Here is a 12,235-nt window from a genome sequence, read left to right as displayed (position 1 = left end):
GTGAGCAGGCTGAACGTTCCAGGGAGGTGCGAGATGCCCGACGTGTTGGCGATTGCGCGTGCGGAGGCCCTGTTCGTCTCCAGCGTGCAGTCCTCGGAATGCCCGGCCCCGGTCGCGGTGCGCCGGGCGGTGGCGGAGTCGTTCGCCCGCCTGGGCAGCCGTGGCTGCGCCGCCTGCGTGGCCGGCGAGTTCGGCGACCACCCGGACGCCGCCGTGGCCCGGATGCGCTGGGCGATCGCCACGGTGGGCGCCGTCTACCAGCGCCGCCGCGCGACGACCCGGGGCCTGGCCCTGACCGGCGCCACCTGCACCACCTGACCCGCCCCGGCACCCAGTCGATGACCGCGTCGATCCCGCCGACGGGCGCCAATATGGTGTGATAAGTCCGAAAAGTCGTGGCGCGGAGCGCCCGACTTTTCGTGCACCGGGCGGTGCTACCGGGAGAGGCAGTCCAGCAGCACCGGCAGCACCAGGGCGAGCATCAGCAGCGCGCTAGCTATCCGTGGCGCGAGCATGGGTGAAGCCGGTCAGTGCCGCCACCACGGCGGCCCGTGCGGCCGGCAGATCGACTCCCTGGGCGCGCAGTGCGTGGCCGGCCCGGCCGTCCGGCTCGGCGAGCAGGCCGAGCAGCAGGTGCTCCCCGCCGACGTAGTTGTGGCCCAGGGCCGCCGCCTCCAGCTGGGCCAGCTCCACCACCGCCGCGGCCGTGCCGGGATCGTCGGTGCCGTCCGGCTGGGGGAGGGCGGCCGGGTCCACGCCCAGGGCCGGCAGCAGCCGGACCGCCAGGTTCTTGCCTTCCGCCACGAGGCCGTGCAGCACGTCCGTGCTTGTCGCGGCCGCGCCGCCGCGCTCGAAGGCCAGGGTCACGGCGGTCCGGGCGCGGGCGGTGAAGTGCGGAAGGCTCGCGGCATCGGCGGTGGCGTCCAGGGAGCGCAGGGCGGCCGCGCGGGCCACCGCCTGCTCCAGCGCGCGCTCGCACAGGGTCGCCGCGGGTAGGCCGGAGCGCTCCAGGGCGGCGGCGAGGGCGTCGGGGAGGTCGAGTTCGATTCGCATGCCCCCTATGTAACCCCATTGGGGTTAGTGACGCAAGGAATAGCGCCGGGCCACCAATATGTTTTTAGACTGACTGGTCAGTTCAAGAAACGTAGGAGGCTGCCGTGACGGACGAGGTGCTCGTCGCCGAGGGGCTGGGCGCCCGCACGCGGCGCGGCTGGGTGTTCCGCGACGTCGACCTGGTCGTGCGGGCGGGTGAGCTGGTGACCATCGACGGTGCGGCCGGGAGCGGGCGGACCTCGCTGCTGCTGGCCCTGGCCGGGTTCTTCCGGACCACCGCGGGGACGGTGCGGCGCACGGTACGCCCGGCGCTCGGGTTCGTCGCCGGCGTCAACGAGCCCGAGCCGGGCCTGACCGTCGCCGAGCACGTCGAGGAGCGGCTCGTGCTGCTGGGCCGGGCCCCGTTCTCGCTGCGCGCCCGGCGGGCCCGGGCGCTGGAGCTGCTGGAGGGGGTACCCCTGCGGCCGGACGCGCTCGGACGGGACCTCGATCGCCTGTCGGCCCACCGGCTCGGGCTCGTGCTCGCGAGCCTGCACGAGCCCGGCATCGTCTTCGCCGACGACGTCGACAATGGACTGTCCGAAGTGGAGCAGCAGGAGCTGCACAAGGCACTGCAGGAGACCGCAGCCGCCGTCGTCGTCACCGCCCGGGAGCGTCTGGCATGAACCTGTTCGAACTGCGCCGGTTCTTCCGCGCGCCCATCACCGTCGCCGCGCTCGTGGTCCTCGCGCTCATCCCGCTGCTGTACGGCGCCCTGTACCTGTGGGCGTTCTGGGACCCGTACGGCAACATGCGCCACATCCCCGTCGCCGTCGTCAACGCCGACCGGCCCGCGCGGGCCGCCGACGGCAGCACGCTCGCCGCCGGCCGCGACCTGGCCGACGAGCTGCAGCACCGCGACGTCTTCGGCTGGCAGCCGGCCACCGCCGAGCAGGCCCGCCAGGGCCTCGAGGACGGCCGTTACCAGCTCGTCTTCACCATCCCCGCCGACTTCTCGGCCTCGCTCGTCACGCCGCCGGACCCGCAGCGCGACCCGACCCGGGGCCGGCTCACCGTCGTCAACGACGACGCCACCAACTACCTCTCCGGCCAGCTGGCCCGCAGCGTCTTCACCGAGGTCCGGGCGAGCGCGTCGAGCACCGCCGCCCGCGGCTACTTCGACCGGATGCTCATCGGCTTCACCGACCTGAAGTCCCAGACGCAGCAGGCCGCCGACGGGGCCTCGCAGCTCGCGAACGGCGCGGCCGACGCCAAGGGCGGAGCCGGCGACCTGGCGACGGGCATCGACCAGGCGCACGCCGGCGCCGGGTCGATCGACACCGGGCTGGCCCGGGCGACGGCGGGGTCGCAGCAGCTCTACGACGGGCTCGTCGCGCTCGACGCGGGCGCCGCCCAGCTCGCCGACGGCACCGCCCAGGCCGCTGCCGGCGGCCGTCTCCTCGCGTCCAAGGTGGACGGTGCGGCCGACCGGATCGAGCCCGTCCTGCGCGACAACGCCGAGCTCATCGCCGCGTCCGCCACCGCCATCGCCGACGGCGCCGACCTGATCCTCCAGCACCTCGACGCCCTGCCGGGCCTGGCGCAGACGGCCGCCGAGCAGGCCGCATAGACCAGGAGCCAACTGCAGAAGCTCGGCCGGTCGTACCCCCAGATCGTCGACAGTCCCGAGTACCGCTCGGCCCTGGCCGCCGCCGACGCCGCCGCCAAGGCCGCCGCCGCGCTCCAGACCCGCCTGCGCACCGGCGACCTCGACCAGCTGCGGGCGCAGATGCACACGGTCGCCGCGACCGCCCGCCAGGTGGCGCAGGCCGCCCCGCACCTCGCCGACGACGTCGCCGCCGCCCGCACCCAGGTCGACCGGCTCGCTGCCGGCCTGGACGCGCTGGCGGGCGGTGCTTCGCGACTGCAGGGCGGTACCACCGCGGCAGTGCAGGGGGCGAAAGACCTCAACGGCGGTCTCTACCGGCTCGCGTCGGGCGCCCGCCAGCTCGACTCCGGGCTCGGGGATCTCGCGGACGGCGGCCACCGTCTCGCGACCGGCCTGACAAGCCTCGGCGACGGCGCGACCCGCCTGGCCGACGGGCTGGCCACCGGGGCCGGGAAGATCCCCGGGTACGACCCCGACACCGCCGCCGAACGGGCCGGCGTCCTGGGTGACCCGGTCGCGCTGAACCGGCAGACCGAGCACCCGGCGGGCACCTACGGCGCCGGCTTCGCCCCGTACTTCCTCGGCCTCGCCCTGTGGGTCGGCGCCATGATCAGCTACATGGTCCTGCGCCCGCTGACCCGCCGCCACCTCGTCTCCGGCGCCCGGCCCTGGCGCGCCGCCCTGGCCGGCTGGCTGCCCGCCCTGCTCATCGGCGTCGTCCAGGCCACCGCCCTGTTCCTGGTGGTCCGCTTCGCCCTGGGGCTGCGGCCCGTGTCGCCGTGGGCGATGTACGCCTTCCTCGGCCTGACGGCCGTGGCGTTCACCGCGCTAATCCAGTGGTTCGGCGCCCGCCTCGGCCCGGCCGGCCGCCTGGTCGCCCTGGCCGTGCTGATGCTGCAGCTCACGTCGTCGGGCGGCACGTACCCGATCGAGACCACGCCGGGCTTCCTGCAGGCCGTCCACCCGTTCCTGCCGATGACGTACGTGGTGTCGGGCCTGCGCCACCTGATCAACGGCGGCCCGGGCGGTACGGTGGTGACCGGGGCGCTGGTCCTGGCCGGCTTCGCGGCCGCCGCGTTCGCGCTGACGTGCCTGGCCGCGTGGCGGGGCCGCCGCCTGACCCCGGCCAAGCTCCACCCGGACCTGGTGATGTGATCGGACCTCGTGATGGAGCAGAAAGCCGTGCCCGACGGACGCACCCGCCGCCGCGACGACACCCGCCAGCGCCTGTACGACGCCGCGATGGACCTGATCGCCGAGCACGGCTTCTCCAACACGACGGTCGACGACATCGCCATCGCCGCCGGCGTCGCGAAGGGCACCGTCTACTACAACTTCCCCTCGAAGAACGCCCTGTTCGAAGCGCTCCTGCGCCACGGCGTGGGCCTGCTGACCGCCGACTTCCACACGGCCGTGGCCGCCTTCAGCACACCGCCGGAGCAGGCGGTGGCACTGATCCGCGCCGAGCTGGCCTACATCCACCAGCACCGCGCCTTCGCCCAGCTCCTGCTCTCCGAGATGTGGCGCACCAACCGCGAGTGGCACCAGACCCTGCACCTGCTGCGCGACGAGGCGGTGGGCGTCATCGCCGGCGTCCTGACCCGCGGCGTGCAGGAGGGCCACTTCGAGCCGACCCTGGACGTCCGCATGGCCGCCGCCGCCCTGTTCGGCGTCTGCCTGGTGGTGGCCGTCGACTGGCTCGTCTTCGAACCGGACCGCTCCCTGGAGTCGGTCCAGGACTCCCTGATAGCCGTCATCCGCGCGAGGGTCGGCATCTGACGGAGTGCTCAGAGGCCCGAAGCGCGACCACGCGGGGGAGTTCCGGTGGCGCTCAGAGGCCCAGGGCCGCGCGCAGGACGGCGAGGTCGGACGTGATCGTGCGGGCGAGGGCGTCCAGGGAGCGGGCGCCGGGCCGGCCGGGGCGGCAGCGGCGGCGGGCCCGGTCGACCTTGCCGCCCAGGGCGACGAGGGAGGCGCGCATGTTGACGGCCTCCACGTAGTACAGGGTGGTGCGGTCGTAGACGCGGCGGATCGCGGCGTAGCCCTCGGCGAGGCGGGTGACCTCGGTGCGTTCGCGGCGGTCGAGGGCGGCGTCGAGGTGCTCGGCGGCCCGGCGGCACTCGTCCTGCAGCGCCGGGTCGGTGGCGGCGACCGTGAGCCAGCGGCGGGCCTCGATCAGGGTGGCCCAGTCTTTGGGGGCGTCCGCGGCCATCGCCATGCCGCGCAGCAGGGCCAGTTGGGCGCACTGGCCGTCGATGCGGGCGGCGCGCTCGCAGACCCGGCGGGTGTCGGCGTACCGGCCCTCGGCGAACAGCCCGGCCGCGGCGGCGATCTCCTCGGCGAGCAGCCAGCGCAGGACCTGCTGCAGCGAGCCGACGGCCAGGCTGCCCGGCGCCGGCTCGGACGCCGGCTGCCAGAGGCGGCGCTGGACGTAGTCGGCGACGGTCCGGTACCAGGGGTCGGCGCCGAGGCGGGGTTCGGCGCGGGCGAGCTCGGCCAGGGTCCGCGGGGCGTCGAGCCGCCGGATCGCGGCGCGGACGCGCTCCAGCGCGGGGTCGCCGGCCATGCCCCCATGATGACGCGGGTCGATCTCGATCGGCCAGTGCGGCACCTAGCTCCCGAGCAGACGGACCAGCAGCGCGTCGAAGGTGGCCAGCTCCTGCGGGGAGAGGGCCGCGAACGAGCGCTCGAGGACCTCGGTCATCAGCTGCTGGCCCTGCGCGCGGACGGCCTCACCCCGGTCGGTCAGGCGGTGCCGGATCGCCCGGCCCGGCCCCGGCCGGCGCTCGATCAGCCCGCGGTCGATCATGCGAGCCGCGAGGGTACCGAACGACTGGTCGGTCTGGAACGTGAGCTGGGCCAGGTCGTGCAGTGACGCCTCGGGGTTGCGGTGCAGGTGCCGCAGCGCGTCCCACTGCACCAGGCTCACGCCGAGCGGGGCCAGGGCCGCATTGGCCTCACGGTGGTGGCGGATCTGCAGGCGCTTGACCGCCAGCCCGATCTCGGTGATCGCCCTCGTCATGCCGGCCATGCTATCTCAGGTTGCTTGTATCAACATGCTGATATAAGGTTCCTTATATGAGAGCTGATGCCCGGACGGTGCGCTTCGCCTGTGCCGCGATGCTCGTGTCCTACCTGCCGTTCTCTGCGGCGAACGGCGCGCTCGGGGCCATCGCCGCGGCCACCGGGGCGGGCACGCTGCGGCTGCAGTGGGTCGCCGACGCCTTCGCCGTGGCCCTCGCCGCGCTCGTCCTGCCCGCCGGCGCCCTGGCCGAGCGGCTCGGGCCCCGCCGGGTCGCCCTGGCCGGCCTGGGCGGCACCGTCCTCGGGAGCCTGCTCGGCGCGCTGGCCGGACAGCTGGGCTCGATCGAGCTGCTCTGGCTCGCCCAGGGCGTGGCCGGCATCGGCGCGGCCGGGGTCATGTCGGCCACGCTGTCGCTGCTCGCCGCGGCCGCGCCCGACCCGCGCCGGCGGGCCCGGTGGATCGCGTTCTGGGCGGCGGCGACGGTCGGCGGCCTGGGCGGCGGCCCGTTCCTGACGAGCGCGGTGACCGCGGTGGCGAGCTGGTGGTGGCTGTACCCGCCCATCGCGCTGCTCGCCGCGGTCGCCGCGCTGCTGGGCCGGGGCGCGGCCGAGGTGCCGCGGCCGGCCCGGCGCCCCGTGGACGTCGCCGGGCAGGTGGCCGCCGCGGCCGGGGTGGCCGCGCTGGTGTTCGCCGTGATCGAGGGGGGCGCCGCGGGCTGGTGCGCGGCTGCGGTGGCGGTGCTCGCGTTCGTGGCGCTCGGGCTTATCGAGCGCCGGGCCGCGGCACCGCTGCTGCCGCCGGCGCTGTTCACCTCGGGCGGGTTCGCGGCGGCCGCCCTCGCGGCGACGGTCGTGCTGTTCGCGATCGGCGGCGGCCTGTTCTTCCTGAGCCTGGCGCTGAGCCGGCAGCACGTGGGGCAGTTCGGCATCGCGCTGCGCCTGGGCTGCCTGTTTGCCGGCAACGCCCTGGGCAGTGTGGCCGCGGGCCGGCTGCAGCGGCGCATCGACGGCCGGAGCGTCCTGACGGCCGGGCTCGTCGTCGCGGCCGCCGGGGCGGCGTCGCTGCTGAGCGTGGACGGCGCCGGGGCGGGCGCACTGGCCTGGCGGCTGGCCGTGCTGGGCTTCGGGGCCGGCCTGGTGATGGCGACGAGTTCGGCGGTGGCCGTGCAGTCGGTGCCGCCGCAGTTCGCCGGGCTGGCCGGAGCGGCGAGCAACGCGGTGCGCCAGATCGGCGCGGCGCTCGGCCCGGCCGTCCTGGGCGCGATCCTGGCCGCCCGCGCCACGTCGGGCCTCGCGAGTGCCGTGCACGCCTTCGCCGCCGTCCTGACCGGTGTCCTGCTCGTCACCGCCGTGATCGCGGCCGGCCTGATCCGTCTGAGCCACCGCGCCGGACACCCGCAGCAGCCCGAGGAGCCGGTCCCCGAGGCCGCTGCGGCTCAGGGGCTCCGTGCGCCCGGCACCTCGGCATAGTCACGAGAACGACCACGTCATCGCGAGACCTTAAAAATAGGAAATATCCGATGTATCGAGCAACCCTCACCGAAGGAGCACAGCCATGAGCATCCAATACACCGAGCGTGGCACCGGCCGCCCCGTCCTGCTGCTGCACGGCGGCGCCGGCCCGGCGTCGGTGACCGGGTTCGCGGACCGGTTCGCGGCCGAGCACCCCGTCCGGGTCATCACGCCGACGCACCCCGGGTTCGACGGCACCGAGCGGCCCGCCGGTATCGCCGGCGTCAAGGACCTGGCCGCGGCCTACCACGCGTTCCTCGACGAGCTCGACCTGCACGACGTCGTGGTCGTCGGCAACTCGATCGGCGGCTGGATCGCGGCCGAGCTGGCGATCCTCGACTCACCGCGGATCGGCGCGCTGGTGATCGTGGACGGGGTCGGGATCGAGGTCGAGGGGCATCCGGTCGCCGACTTCTTCAACCTGTCGTTCCCGCAGATCGCCGCGGCCAGCTACTACGACCCCACCGGGCGCGTCATCGACCCGGGCGCCATGCCCGAGGCGGCCCGGGCGGTGATGGCGGGCAACCGCGCGACCCTCGAGGTCTACGCGGGGCGGCCGTCGATGGTGGACCCCACGCTGCGGGGGCGGCTCGTGGCGGTACACAAACCGGCGCTTGTGGTGTGGGGAGACAGCGACGGCATCGCCGATCCCGGCTATGGACGGGCGTTCGCGGCGGCCCTGCCCAAGGCGGACTTCGTGGTGCTGGAGCGCACCGGCCACCTGCCGCAGCTGGAGAGCCCGGAGGCGCTGCTCGGTGCACTGTGGACGTTCATCGAGGCGAGCTGACGAGCGCAGTGGAAAAGGGTGGACCGCCGACGCCCCGAAGGCGGTCCACCCTTCTCATTTCTCACCAGATACCGAAGGAAGCTTCAGCGCGAACGGCCCGCGCGGCGCTTGGCCCACACGTCGAAGGCGACGGCGGCCAGCAGGACGATGCCCTTTACGAGCATCACCCGCTCGGTGGGCTCGCTGTTGAGGGACATGCCGTTGCTGATGACGGCCATGATGAGGCCGCCGGTGATGGCGCCGACGACCTTGCCGACACCGCCCTGGACCGCGGCGCCGCCGATGAACGCGGCCGCGATCGCGTCGAGCTCGAAGGCGTTGCCGGCGGTCGGGCCGGCCAGGTTGAGGCGGCCGGCGAAGATGATGCCGGCGATCGCCGACAGGACGCCCATGTTGACGAAGATCCAGAACGTCACCGACTTGACCTTCACGCCGGAGAGGTTCGCGGCCTGCAGGTTGCCGCCGACGGCGTAGATGTGGCGGCCGAAGACGGTGCGCTGGGAGACGAGCGTGTACGTCAGCACGAGCACGGCGAGCAGGACAAGGACCCACGGCAGGTTCTTGAACCGGGCCAGCTGCACGATGACGAACATGAGCACCAGCGACGAGCCGGCGAGCTTGGCCCAGAAGACCGGCATCGAGTCGACGGCCTGGCCGTAGCGGATCCGGCCGCGGCGGGCCCGCCACTGCACCAGCACGATGCCGATGACCGTGGCGACGCCGACGAGCAGCGTGAACAGGTCGGCGCCGCCGAGCGGGCCGAGGCCGACGTTGTTGAGGAAGCCCGGGATGAAGCCGTTGGACAGCGTGCGCACGTCCTCGGCGAACGGGCCGATGCCCTGGTTGCTCAGCGTGATCATCGTGAGCGCGCGGAAGATGAGCATGCCGGCCAGGGTGACGATGAAGGCCGGGATGCCGAAGTGCGCGATCCAGAAGCCCTGCCACGCCCCGATCAGCCCGCCCGCGATCAGTGTGATCAGGATGGCCAGGGGCCACGGGATGTCGGCCTTCACCATCAGCACCGCGGACAGCGCGCCCGTGACGGCGACGACCGAGCCGACGGACAGGTCGATGTGCCCGGCGATGATGACCAGAATCATCCCGATGGCCAGGATCAGCACATAGGAGTTCTGGATGACCATGTTGGACAGGTTCTGCGGCTCGAGCAGCGCGCCGTTGGTCAGGATCGTGAAGAACACGACGATCGCGGCGAAGGCGATGTAGATGCCGCTCTGGCGCAGGTTCACCGAGAACCGCGTCGGTGGCGTGACGGTCGGCTCGACCGCGGGTTCGACCACTGTGGTCATTGACGGGTTACTCCTTGATCCTGGTCATGAGGCGCATCAGACGCTCCGGGGAGAACTCGGCCCGCTCGACCGAGCCGGTGACGCGCCCGGCCGACAGTGCGTAGATCCGGTCGCAGATGCCGAGCAGCTCGGGCAGCTCGGAGGAGATGACGAGGATCGCCTTGCCCTGGTCCGCGAGCTGGTTGATGATCGTGTAGATCTCGTACTTGGCACCGACGTCGATGCCGCGGGTCGGCTCGTCGAGGATCAGCACGTCGGGGTCGGTGAAGATCCACTTGGCCAGCACGACCTTCTGCTGGTTGCCGCCCGACAGCGTGCCGGTGATGGTGCCGACGGTCTTCGCCTTGATGTTGAGGCTGCCGCGGTAGCGCTCGGCGACCTCGTACTCGCGGTTGTCGTCGACCCAGCCCGCCCGGCCGGTCAGCTTGCCCAGGGCCGCGCCGGAGACGTTGCGCTGGATGTCCTCGATGAGGTTCAGGCCGTAGCGCTTGCGGTCCTCGGTCGCGTAGGCGATGCCGTGCCCGATCGCCTCCTGCACCGAGCGCAGCTGGATCGGCCGCCCGTCCTTGTACACCTGGCCGGAGATGTCCACGCCGTAGCTGCGGCCGAACACGCTCATCGCCAGCTCGGTGCGCCCGGCCCCCATCAGCCCGGCCAGGCCGACGATCTCGCCGGCCCGCAGGGTCAGCGAGGCGTTGTCGACGACCGTGCGGCCGTGCTGGGTCGGGGAGTGCACCGTCCAGTTCTCGATCCGCAGCACCTCCGCGCCGATCTTCGGCTCGTGCGGCGGGAACCGGTGCTCGAGGTCGCGGCCGACCATGCCGGAGATGATCCGGTCCTCGCTGACCCCGCCCGGCGCGTGCATGTCGAGCGTCTCGATGGTCCGCCCGTCGCGCAGGATCGTCGTGGAGTCGGCGATCGCCTCGATCTCGTTGAGCTTGTGCGAGATGATCACGCAGGTGACGCCCTGGTCGCGCAGCTCGCGCAGCAGGCCGAGCAGGTGCGCGGAGTCCTCGTCGTTGAGCGCCGCGGTCGGCTCGTCGAGGATCAGCAGCCGGACCTCCTTGGACAGCGCCTTGGCGATCTCGACGAGCTGCTGCTTGCCGACGCCGAGGTCCATCGCCGGCGTGACCGGGTTTTCCCGCAGCCCGACGCGGGCCAGGAGCTTCGCCGCGTCGTCGTTGGTGCGGTTCCAGTCGATCAGGCCGCGGCCGACCCGCTCGTTGCCCAGGAAGATGTTCTCGGCGATCGACAGGTACGGGATGAGCGCCAGCTCCTGGTGGATGATGACGATCCCACGCCGCTCCGAGTCCCGGATGCCGCTGAAGTGGCAGGGCTCGCCCTCGAAGAGGATCTCGCCCTCGTAGGAGCCGTGGCCGTACACACCGGAGAGGACCTTCATCAGGGTCGACTTGCCGGCGCCGTTCTCGCCGCAGATGGCGTGGATCTCGCCCCGGCGGACGGTGAGGTTGACGTCGTCCAGGGCCTTCACGCCCGGGAACGTCTTGGTGATGCCCCGCATCTGCAGGAGCGCCTCGGTCATGCTCGTTCTCCCTCAAGGGGGCCCGGGTGTGCACCCGGGCCCCGCAGACCTTGCTACTTGAGCTTGTCCTCGGTGTAGTAGCCACCGTCGATCAGGATCGACTTGTAGTTGGACTTGTACACCACGACCGGCTCGAGGAGGTACGAGGGAACGACCTTCTTGCCGTTGTCGTAGTCCTTGGTGTTGTTCACCTCGGGCTTGCCGCCCTTGAGTACGGCGTCACCCATCTTGACGGTGACGTCGGCCAGCTTGCGGGTGTCCTTGTAGATCGTCGCGTACTGCTCGCCCTTGATGATCGACTTGACCGAGGCGACCTCGGCGTCCTGGCCGGTGACGATCGGGTACGCCTGGCCGGCGGTGCCGTAGCCGGCGCTCTTGAGCGCCGACAGGATGCCGATCGAGAGGCCGTCGTACGGCGAGAGGATGCCCTGCACCTTCGCACCGCCGCCGTACGCCTTCGTGATCAGGTCCTCCATGCGCTTCTGGGCCGTCGCCGGGTCCCAGCGCAGGATCGCGACAGTCTTGAAGTCCTTCTCGCCGCTCTTGACGACGAGTGTGCCCTTGTCGATGTAGGGCTTGAGGGTGTCCATGGCGCCGTTGAAGAAGAACGTCGCGTTGTTGTCGTCGGGCGAACCGGCGAACAGCTCGATGTTGAACGGGCCCGTGGCGGTGCCGTCCGAGCCGTCCTCCTTCTTCAGGCCCAGGCCCACCAGCAGCGAGGTGGCCTGCTGTACGCCGACCTTGTAGTTGTCGAAGGTGGCGTAGTAGTCGACGTTCGGCGAGTTGCGGATCAGCCGGTCGTAGGCGATGACCGGAATCTTCTTGTCGGCCGCCTCCTGCAGCTGGGTGGTGATGGCCGTGCCGTCGATCGACGCGATGATGAGCAGCTTCGCGCCCTTGGTGATCTGGTTCTCGATCTGGTTGACCTGTGTCGGGATGTCATTCTCGGCGTACTGCAGGTCGACCTTGTAGCCGAGTTTCTCCAGCGCCGCCTTGACATTGTTGCCGTCGGCGATCCACCGCTCGGACGACTTGGTCGGCATCGTGACGCCGACCAGGGCGCCGGCGTTGTTGCCGGGGGCGTTGGTGTCCTTGTCGGCCGTCTTCTCCGACGAGCCACAGGCGGCGACGCTGAAGGCGACGGCCAGGCCGATCGCTGAAGCGGCGATACGTGCGAACTTCACTTCTCCCCCTCAGGGCAGCGTGCAGCGGTCGGCTGGCTGGGCGTAAGGGTGTGAACGCTGCCACCGACACGGTTTCGAAATTGTTGCTGGGGCGTTGCTGGCACAGTGTTAACGCTCACAAAGAGGGGTGTCAAGACGGGCGATCGGATCGTGATCCGGCCGTTTCCCCACACTGAC

General features: G+C 71.9%; 13 protein-coding genes. 7 read left to right on the top strand and 6 right to left on the bottom strand.

What is annotated here, in order from left to right; all coding sequences use genetic code 11:
* The first annotated feature begins 33 nt into the window (after nucleotides 1–33).
* Nucleotides 34–318, top strand: coding sequence for a hypothetical protein (locus tag Dvina_RS34345; protein WP_246655511.1), 285 nt, complete (start codon nucleotides 34–36; stop codon nucleotides 316–318).
* Between the two features lie 174 nt (nucleotides 319–492).
* On the opposite strand, the gene Dvina_RS34340 is transcribed toward Dvina_RS34345, so the two are convergent.
* Nucleotides 493–1,053, bottom strand: coding sequence for a Clp protease N-terminal domain-containing protein (locus tag Dvina_RS34340; protein ID WP_223093432.1), 561 nt, complete (start codon nucleotides 1,051–1,053; stop codon nucleotides 493–495).
* Nucleotides 1,054–1,157: 104 nt separating this feature from the next.
* Here Dvina_RS34340 and Dvina_RS34335 point away from each other — a divergent pair, with 104 nt between their 5' ends.
* The 4 genes from Dvina_RS34335 to Dvina_RS34325 all read left to right on the top strand — a co-directional run bounded on the left by Dvina_RS34335 (nucleotide 1,158) and on the right by Dvina_RS34325 (nucleotide 4,480).
* Complete coding sequence (locus Dvina_RS34335; protein ID WP_223093431.1) at nucleotides 1,158–1,718, top strand: ATP-binding cassette domain-containing protein; 561 nt, start codon at nucleotides 1,158–1,160, stop codon at nucleotides 1,716–1,718.
* The gene (locus Dvina_RS54705; protein WP_246655510.1) at nucleotides 1,715–2,662 is read left to right on the top strand and encodes a YhgE/Pip family protein; all 948 of its coding nucleotides are present in this window, start codon (nucleotides 1,715–1,717) and stop codon (nucleotides 2,660–2,662) included. The genes Dvina_RS34335 and Dvina_RS54705 overlap by 4 nt, the downstream gene beginning before the upstream one ends.
* Nucleotides 2,663–2,821: 159 nt before the next feature.
* On the top strand, nucleotides 2,822–3,856 hold the full coding sequence (locus tag Dvina_RS54700) for a YhgE/Pip family protein (RefSeq protein WP_246655509.1): 1,035 nt from the start codon (nucleotides 2,822–2,824) through the stop codon (nucleotides 3,854–3,856).
* Between the two features lie 27 nt (nucleotides 3,857–3,883).
* Nucleotides 3,884–4,480: a TetR/AcrR family transcriptional regulator gene (locus tag Dvina_RS34325; protein ID WP_246655508.1), complete on the top strand. Its 597-nt coding sequence runs from the start codon at nucleotides 3,884–3,886 to the stop codon at nucleotides 4,478–4,480.
* A gap of 52 nt (nucleotides 4,481–4,532) precedes the next feature.
* Here the strand turns inward: Dvina_RS34325 and Dvina_RS34320 are convergent, their stop codons facing one another.
* Together Dvina_RS34320 and Dvina_RS34315 are read right to left on the bottom strand one after the other, a co-directional pair.
* Nucleotides 4,533–5,267 carry a hypothetical protein gene (locus Dvina_RS34320; RefSeq protein ID WP_223093429.1) on the bottom strand — a complete coding sequence of 245 codons (735 nt, stop codon included), beginning with the start codon at nucleotides 5,265–5,267 and terminating at the stop codon, nucleotides 4,533–4,535.
* Between the two features lie 45 nt (nucleotides 5,268–5,312).
* On the bottom strand, nucleotides 5,313–5,723 hold the full coding sequence (locus tag Dvina_RS34315) for a MarR family winged helix-turn-helix transcriptional regulator (protein WP_223093428.1): 411 nt from the start codon (nucleotides 5,721–5,723) through the stop codon (nucleotides 5,313–5,315).
* Between the two features lie 56 nt (nucleotides 5,724–5,779).
* On the opposite strand from Dvina_RS34315, the gene Dvina_RS34310 reads away from it, so the two are divergent.
* Nucleotides 5,780–7,195 carry an MFS transporter gene (locus Dvina_RS34310; protein ID WP_223093427.1) on the top strand — a complete coding sequence of 472 codons (1,416 nt, stop codon included), beginning with the start codon at nucleotides 5,780–5,782 and terminating at the stop codon, nucleotides 7,193–7,195.
* Nucleotides 7,196–7,280: 85 nt separating this feature from the next.
* The gene (locus Dvina_RS34305; RefSeq protein WP_223093426.1) at nucleotides 7,281–8,024 is read left to right on the top strand and encodes an alpha/beta fold hydrolase; all 744 of its coding nucleotides are present in this window, start codon (nucleotides 7,281–7,283) and stop codon (nucleotides 8,022–8,024) included.
* 83 nt (nucleotides 8,025–8,107) lie between these two features.
* Here the strand turns inward: Dvina_RS34305 and mmsB are convergent, their stop codons facing one another.
* From mmsB to chvE, 3 genes are read right to left on the bottom strand one after another with little or no spacing between them, the layout of a single operon-like run.
* Entirely contained in the window at nucleotides 8,108–9,331 is a 1,224-nt protein-coding gene (gene mmsB, locus Dvina_RS34300) for a multiple monosaccharide ABC transporter permease (RefSeq protein WP_223093425.1), read from the bottom strand.
* Between the two features lie 7 nt (nucleotides 9,332–9,338).
* Nucleotides 9,339–10,874 (bottom strand): multiple monosaccharide ABC transporter ATP-binding protein, encoded by a 1,536-nt coding sequence (gene mmsA / locus Dvina_RS34295; RefSeq protein WP_223093424.1) that lies wholly within the window; start codon nucleotides 10,872–10,874, stop codon nucleotides 9,339–9,341.
* Nucleotides 10,875–10,927: 53 nt separating this feature from the next.
* The gene (gene chvE, locus Dvina_RS34290; RefSeq protein ID WP_246655507.1) at nucleotides 10,928–12,058 is read right to left on the bottom strand and encodes a multiple monosaccharide ABC transporter substrate-binding protein; all 1,131 of its coding nucleotides are present in this window, start codon (nucleotides 12,056–12,058) and stop codon (nucleotides 10,928–10,930) included.
* Nucleotides 12,059–12,235 lie beyond the last annotated feature (177 nt).

This window comes from Dactylosporangium vinaceum, assembly GCF_019904175.1.
GTDB classification, from domain to species: Bacteria; Actinomycetota; Actinomycetes; order Mycobacteriales; family Micromonosporaceae; genus Dactylosporangium; species Dactylosporangium vinaceum.
The sequence above is the reverse complement of the archived record's forward strand: the minus strand, read 5'-3'. Positions and strand labels throughout refer to the sequence as shown.

Coding starts and splice junctions, on each gene's coding strand:
- Dvina_RS34345 (WP_246655511.1), top strand. CDS start 34: ATGCCCGACGTGTTGGCGATTGCGCGTGCGGAGGCCCTGTTCGTCTCC.
- Dvina_RS34340 (WP_223093432.1), bottom strand. CDS start 1,053: ATGCGAATCGAACTCGACCTCCCCGACGCCCTCGCCGCCGCCCTGGAG.
- Dvina_RS54705 (WP_246655510.1), top strand. CDS start 1,715: ATGAACCTGTTCGAACTGCGCCGGTTCTTCCGCGCGCCCATCACCGTC.
- Dvina_RS54700 (WP_246655509.1), top strand. CDS start 2,822: ATGCACACGGTCGCCGCGACCGCCCGCCAGGTGGCGCAGGCCGCCCCG.
- Dvina_RS34320 (WP_223093429.1), bottom strand. CDS start 5,267: ATGGCCGGCGACCCCGCGCTGGAGCGCGTCCGCGCCGCGATCCGGCGG.
- Dvina_RS34315 (WP_223093428.1), bottom strand. CDS start 5,723: ATGACGAGGGCGATCACCGAGATCGGGCTGGCGGTCAAGCGCCTGCAG.
- Dvina_RS34310 (WP_223093427.1), top strand. CDS start 5,780: ATGAGAGCTGATGCCCGGACGGTGCGCTTCGCCTGTGCCGCGATGCTC.
- Dvina_RS34305 (WP_223093426.1), top strand. CDS start 7,281: ATGAGCATCCAATACACCGAGCGTGGCACCGGCCGCCCCGTCCTGCTG.
- mmsB (WP_223093425.1), bottom strand. CDS start 9,331: ATGACCACAGTGGTCGAACCCGCGGTCGAGCCGACCGTCACGCCACCG.
- mmsA (WP_223093424.1), bottom strand. CDS start 10,874: ATGACCGAGGCGCTCCTGCAGATGCGGGGCATCACCAAGACGTTCCCG.